The sequence below is a fragment of the Nodosilinea sp. LEGE 07088 genome, assembly GCF_015207395.1.
In the GTDB taxonomy this organism is placed as follows: domain Bacteria; phylum Cyanobacteriota; class Cyanobacteriia; order Phormidesmidales; family Phormidesmidaceae; genus Nodosilinea.
Genome location: NZ_JADEWX010000273.1, coordinates 1 through 5,273 on the forward strand (window position 1 = coordinate 1; position 5,273 = coordinate 5,273).

The 5,273-nt window shown below is 57.2% G+C and carries 5 protein-coding genes; 4 read left to right on the forward strand and 1 reads right to left on the reverse strand.

All coding sequences use genetic code 11. From position 1 onward, the window contains the following. Positions 1-630 precede the first annotated feature (630 nt). The 4 genes from metG (at position 631) to IQ254_RS29480 (ending at position 4,840) form a co-directional block, all read left to right on the forward strand. Entirely contained in the window at positions 631-2,238 is a 1,608-nt protein-coding gene (metG, locus tag IQ254_RS29465; RefSeq protein ID WP_193969702.1) for a methionine--tRNA ligase, read from the forward strand. Between the two features lie 85 nt (positions 2,239-2,323). Continuing rightward, the gene (locus tag IQ254_RS29470) at positions 2,324-2,977 is read left to right on the forward strand and encodes an NYN domain-containing protein (RefSeq protein WP_193969703.1); all 654 of its coding nucleotides are present in this window, start codon (positions 2,324-2,326) and stop codon (positions 2,975-2,977) included. Between the two features lie 44 nt (positions 2,978-3,021). Further along, a complete protein-coding gene (gene lptC, locus IQ254_RS29475; protein WP_193969704.1) occupies positions 3,022-4,173 on the forward strand; it encodes an LPS export ABC transporter periplasmic protein LptC in 1,152 nt (383 codons plus the stop codon). A 37-nt stretch (positions 4,174-4,210) separates the two neighbouring features. Then, positions 4,211-4,840: a TenA family transcriptional regulator gene (locus tag IQ254_RS29480; RefSeq protein WP_193969705.1), complete on the forward strand. Its 630-nt coding sequence runs from the start codon at positions 4,211-4,213 to the stop codon at positions 4,838-4,840. A gap of 90 nt (positions 4,841-4,930) precedes the next feature. On the opposite strand, the gene IQ254_RS29485 is transcribed toward IQ254_RS29480, so the two are convergent. Continuing rightward, on the reverse strand, positions 4,931-5,260 hold the full coding sequence (locus IQ254_RS29485) for a DUF3593 domain-containing protein (protein ID WP_193969706.1): 330 nt from the start codon (positions 5,258-5,260) through the stop codon (positions 4,931-4,933). Positions 5,261-5,273 lie beyond the last annotated feature (13 nt).

The following is a 5,273-nucleotide window of genomic DNA, read 5'->3' on the forward strand; positions in this document are numbered from 1 at the left end:
GGACGTCCTGGCAGGATGAATCCGTGACGGCCCGTTATGCCCCTGCCTAATCGAGCGGTCCAGCCAGGGGGCACTCTCTTTTGAGCTGGCTTTCATTGACATTTAAGATAATCGCTGCTCCCTAGCCCTAAGGACTAGGATCTAAACTTGCGCCGTGGAGTACTAGCTACTTTAAGCCTAGGGCTCGGTCAAGCTTGGTTTTTGGGTCATGCCTTACAGACAAGGGGCATAACGCTAAGGCGAGGCTCCGCCAACGCACCGCAATGCACCGCTTAAGGGATTTTGGATCAAGGGCATCCAAAATCTAAGCCTGGACAAATTACTCGCCCAGAGTTTGAGGGGTGAGGGGTTAAAGGGGTCTAGGCAATGGCTCAACCGCAACGTCAGAATGTCGAAAAGGCCTTGTTTCCGCTCTAGATGATTAAAACTTCTAGGACTTATTCAGCGATCCGTAACATTTTGGCCTAGGTTGATATGTGAGTAGCTATTGGTGCTGTGGGTTAGCTTTTTCGCGGCGCTGCTATCTTTAAATGTCTGTCGGTTTTGCTCCAGAAGAGGCCTTCTGAGATACGTAGGCCGACGGTTGATGTTGCTGAAAGCCTCTCCGCAGGCCAATGTTTCGGTTGTTGTATGACTTTTAACTCTGTCGAGAAAGCGCCCTTTGCCATCACCACGCCGCTGTACTACGTCAACGGTCTGCCTCACATTGGCAGCGCCTACACCACCATCGCCGCTGATGTCGTCGCCCGCTTTTATCGTCTGATGGGCCATCCGGTGCTGATGATTACCGGCACCGACGAACACGGCCAAAAAATTCAGCGTACCGCCGAAGAGCGGGGCGTCTCTCCCCAGGCTCACTGCGATGAGTTTGTGGCTGGGTTTGAGCGCCTGTGGGACTTGCTGAATATCAACTGCGATCGCTTCATTCGCACTACCGCCCCTCGCCACCAAACCATCGTCAACGAGTTTTTCCAGCGCGTGTGGGATCGCAGCGATATCTACCAGGGCCAGCAGCAGGGCTGGTACTGCGTCTCCTGTGAAGAGTTTAAAGAAGAGCGGGATCTGCTCAGCGATCGGCGCTGCCCGATTCACACCAACAAGCCGGTGGAATGGCGCGACGAGTCCAACTATTTCTTTAAGCTATCGGCCTACCAAGAACAACTGGAACAGCTTTACGCTGAACGGCCCGACTTCATTCAACCCGAAGCCCGCCGCAATGAGGTGCTGAGCTTCGTCAAACGCGGTCTGCAAGATTTCTCGATTTCGCGCATCAACCTCGACTGGGGGTTTCCGGTGCCCACCGACCCTGGCCACACCCTCTATGTCTGGTTTGACGCGCTGCTGGGCTACATTACCGCCCTGCAAGACCCCAACGAAACCCCCAGTCTCGAACGGGCGATCGCGCAATGGTGGCCCATCCACACCCACCTGATTGGCAAAGACATTCTGCGGTTTCACGCCGTCTACTGGCCTGCCATGCTGATGTCAGCAGGGTTACCCCTGCCTGAACGAGTCTATGGCCACGGCTTTCTGACTAAAGATGGCCAAAAAATGGGCAAAAGCCAGGGCAACACCCTCGACCCAGTGGATCTGGTCAAGCGGTACGGTGCCGATGCTGTGCGCTACTATTTCATGCGCGAAATTGAGTTTGGCAAAGACGGCGACTTCAACGAAACTCGCTTTATCAATCTGCTCAATGCCGACCTGGCCAACGATTTGGGTAACCTGCTCAACCGCACCCTGAAAATGGCCGGGCGCTACTGCAATGGTCAGGTTCCGACCGTTGACCCCCAGACTATTTTGGCCGATCATCCCCTGCGGGCCATTGGCATTACCCTGACTGAAACCGTGCCTACCGCCTATAGTCAGCTGGCCTTTAGCCAGGCCTGTACAGCGGTCTTGGCCCTGGTGCAAGCCAGCAACAAGTTCCTGGATGACCAAGCCCCCTGGAGTCTCTATAAACAGGGCAAGCAGGCCGAAACCGAAGTTGTGCTGTATGCGGTGCTGGAGTCAGTGCGGCAGGCAGCCTACCTGCTGTCCCCGGTGATTCCTAGCCTGAGCAATCAGATCTACGCCCAGCTGGGGCTGACGGCCGATTTTGACGCCAAGGCCCTGGGCCAGGTGCTCAACTACGCCGACCAGGTGAGGTGGGGCTTTCTCCCCCCTGGTCAACCCCTAGGGGAAGCTCAGCCAGTGTTTCAACGGTTGGAGCTACCCGAACCCGTGGCCAGCCCCTGAATCAAGCTTTAATTTCCAGCTGCTTGACATTCAATCATCTGCTCCAGCGTTTTAAGACCTAATTAAACCAACCCATATAAAACCCATGTTAGATACTCACCATTCTCTGTTAAGCGAAGACGCCATCTTTACTCCGGAGCAGGTGCTCGACAACCGAGGGCGGGTGGCCATTTTCATCGACGGGTCTAACCTGTTTTACGCCGCGCTCCAGCTGGGCATCGAGATCGACTACACCAAACTGCTGTGCAAACTGACCTCGGGGTCGCGGTTGTTTCGCTCGTTCTTCTACACCGGGGTCGATCGCACCAACGAAAAGCAACAGGGCTTCTTGCTGTGGATGCGGCGCAATGGCTACCGGGTGATTGCCAAAGACCTGGTGCAGCTGCCCGACGGGTCTAAGAAGGCCAACCTCGATGTCGAAATTGCCGTCGACTTGGTCGCGCTGGTCAACTTCTACGACACCGCCGTGCTGGTGAGCGGGGATGGCGACTTAGCCTATGCCGCCGATGCCGCCAGCTACCGAGGCGCGCGGGTAGAGGTGGTAAGTCTGCGATCGATGACTAGCGACAGCTTGATCAATGTGGCCGATCGCTATATTGACCTCGATGGGATCAAAGACGACATCAGAAAACTGCCGCGCAACCCGCCAACCCATAGCTATACCTATCGCCCCCTGTCCAATTTGGACCCCACCGAAGCAGCTGCCGCTCCAGAAGACGGCCTGACCGTCAGCGAATAGCGTTTTCACCCGTCGTTTTCACCAGTACAGACAGGCACAGCGGCATGGCAAAGTGGCGGCAGTTTATAGCGGGTGGGGTGGCGATCGCAGCCCTGGCGATTGGTCTCCATAGCCTAGTCTTTCGAGGCCCAGCTCTCAATAACCGTGACGCTGACCCAGCGGATACCTATCCAGAACCCGGTCTGACGCTGCGAGATGTCACCCTAGAACAGCCCGATGAACAGGGTCAGCTGCTGTGGCGGGTCAAGGGTGAAGAAGTCACCTATAGCTCTGACCAGCAGGTGGCCTTTATCACCCGCCCCGACGGCGATCTGTTTCAAGATGGCGAGGTGATTTATGTGGTCACCGCTGACACTGGCGAAGTGCGCGAAAATGGCAGCGTCATACTGTTGCGAGGCAATATCGTTGCCACCGGAGTCAAAAACGGCTCCATTCTGCGGGGCAACGAGATGGAATGGCGGCCCCAGGAAGACGTGCTGATCATGCGTGAGCAGATCACCGGCACCCATCCTCAGCTCCGGGCCACCGCCAACGAAGCCCGGGTCTTTAACCGCGAAAATCGCATGGAGCTAGAGGGTGACGTGGTGGCAAATACCGTCGTGGCCGATCCCAAAACCGATCCCTGGATCAAGCTTCAGGCTCAGGAGCTCACCTGGTTTTGGGCCGAAGAACGCATCGACAGTGCCCAACCGCTGCGGGTAGAACAGTTTAAACAAGACACGATTACCGACGTGGTGACGGGCCAGCGTGGCTCCGTGGATCTGGCCGATCAGCTGGTCACCCTACGGGAACAGGTGGCCATGCAGATGCTTGAAATGCCGCTCAATATGACCAGCGAAGCCCTGGACTGGCAGGTCGATCAAGAAAAGGTGACCGTGAACCAGCCGCTCACCCTCATACATCCCGAGAACCGAGTGCGCGTCACCGCTCGCCAGGGGCGCATGAATCTGGCCGAGCAGCAGATTTATCTATCTGATGAGGTGGTGGCGGTGGGTGAGCAAAATCAGTCGCGCCTGACCAGCGATCGCATGAATTGGAATGTCGCCACCCAAACGATTGTGGCCGAGGGCCAGGTCAACTACCGCCAGGTCAACCCCATCGTCAATCTCAACGGCTCCCGTGTTACGGGCCGTCTCGACGATCAAACCATCGTCGTTGACGGTGGCCGCGTCGTCACCGAAATCGTGCCCAACTAGGTCACACTGCCCGGTTTATCCTATCGCTAAAATCCCCATGCCCCTGACCTGTCAAGCACTGCTGCAAAGCCACCCCCAGGCCTGGCACCGGGCCACCAACCACCCATTCCTCAGCGGCTGCCACAGCGGCACACTACAGCCAGCCCAGTTCAACACCTGGCTGGTGCAAGACTACCTGTTTGTTAAAGAGTTTACCCGCATGGTGGGGCGCGTGCTGGGAGCCGCCCCCGACGCCCATATCGACGTGCTGCTGGCCGGTTTGGGCGCGCTCAAAGACGAGCTGCTCTGGTTTGAGGCCAAAGCCACCGAGCGCTCCCTAGACCTGGCCACGCCCCCACAGCCTACCTGCCAGCTCTACCGCGAATTTATGGCCAGCCTAACGGTTCAGCCCTACGCGGTACAGGCCACCGCCCTGTGGGCGATCGAATATGCCTACAACCAGGGCTGGCAAATCCCTGGCCCTATGCCCGCTCCCTATACCGAGTTCGCCGATCGCTGGGGCAACCCCGGCTTTACCGACTATGTCAATCTGCTGGCCGCTCAAGCCGACGACGCCCTGGTGACCGCCAGCACCAACACCCGGGCCCAGGCAGAATATGCTTTTCTGCGAGTTGCCGACCTCGAAGCCACCTTCTGGCAAATGGCCTTTGCGGCCGCGAAAACTTGATGAAAGGAAAGCGGTAGGGAGATATTGGCAGTCGGTGGAGCATGAAGACAGTTCGCGCTTAATCTCCAGACCTACCGTTTGCTTTTTGCCTTACTGGTCTCCCGCCACCTCAGCAGTGCTACGCGCCTTCCCTTCGCTCTGATGCTGTACTACTGCCTGGCGAAACCCCAGCACCACCAAAATATTCGACAGGGTCAAAAAGGCTTCGGCGCTACCGTGGAGCCAGTCGACATCGGCCAGTTCTGCCCCGAGCCCGACCTTGGCGTAAAGCCCCGCCGGGATGGTCACCGCCACAAACACCAGCAGCGCGTAAAACCCAATCAGGGCCAGCCGAGGCGTTTCTTTGGTGCGAGTCATAAACCACAAAAACCCCAGATAGGGAAAAAGAGACAGCGCAAAGAGGGTATTTTTGTCGAGCATCGGGGGCGGGGTG